This window comes from Nonomuraea sp. NPDC049607 (assembly GCF_040675375.1).
Taxonomy (GTDB): Bacteria; Actinomycetota; Actinomycetes; order Streptosporangiales; family Streptosporangiaceae; genus Nonomuraea.
Genome location: NZ_JBFAOV010000112.1, coordinates 1 through 1,007 on the forward strand (window position 1 = coordinate 1; position 1,007 = coordinate 1,007).

Here is a 1,007-nt window from a genome sequence, read left to right on the forward strand (position 1 = left end):
CTAGATGGTTGAGTCCAAGGGGTCCGGGTGATCAGTGGTCGTAGCGAGTGAGTGACCTCTTGACCGGCTGGCCGGTGTGATCGTTGTGCCAGATAGCCGCGGTCAGGGCCAAGACCTTGACGAAGATGCGGACGATGACTCCGGCCGGCGTGCGTCCGCCGTGTCGTTCCAGGTCGAGCTGTGCTTTGAAGGTCTGGTTGATCGACTCGATGGTCTGGCGTAATGGCTTGAACACCGAGGCGCCGGGTCGTTCGGCCTCACCGGCCCGGGCCGGGCGTAGCAGCCGCACCCCGCCCGCGGCCAGCTCGCGTTCGAAGGCACGGCCGTAGAACTGCCGGTCGGCGATCAACGTCGGATGCGGATGGTCGGCCAGTACCCGGGGAGCGGTGGCCAGCATGCCCAGCAGGACCTCGCGCTCATCGGCCTTGGCCCCGCTCAGCGCGAACAGCACCGGCAGCCCGCCCAGGGTGCACACCAGATGCAGGCGCAGCCCCCAGAAGTAGCGGGAGTGGGAGGCGCAGTAGCCGTATTCGGCCCACCCGGCCAGCGCGCTGCGCCGCGCGGTCTCCATCGAACGGCCGCACTCCACTGGTGTGGAGTCAGCCACCCACACCTCATCCCACCACAGCGAGGTGTCACAGGCCAGAACCCGGATCACCGCAGCCACCAGGGCGATCGACTTGCGCAGCCGCTTGCCGTAGCCCGACTGCTGAGGCAGGCAGGGGAACATGCCGCGCAGTTCGGCGTGCGCGTACCGCAGCCATCGACGCTCGCAGTGGTAGCCCAGTAGCCCCGACAGCACCGCGAGCGTCACCAACTCGGCATCACTCAACGCAGGGGCGAACCCTACCCGCGGCCTCCATGGGGCCAGTTCCGGCGCGCTCTTCAGCAGGTCGTCGACCCTCGCATAGAGTGCGGTTGCGAGGGTGTCCAGTTCGGTCGTCACAACCCGAGAATGGACATCCTCGCCCTATCTCCGCAGCTACGCCTTGGACTCATTCATCTAG

General features: G+C 66.9%; 1 protein-coding gene. It reads right to left on the minus strand.

All coding sequences use genetic code 11. The features are described 5' to 3' along the window. Nucleotides 1-31: 31 nt before the first annotated feature. The gene (locus AB0J97_RS51640; RefSeq protein ID WP_364104833.1) at nt 32-946 is read right to left on the minus strand and encodes an IS982 family transposase; all 915 of its coding nucleotides are present in this window, start codon (nt 944-946) and stop codon (nt 32-34) included. Nucleotides 947-1,007: the final 61 nt, after the last annotated feature.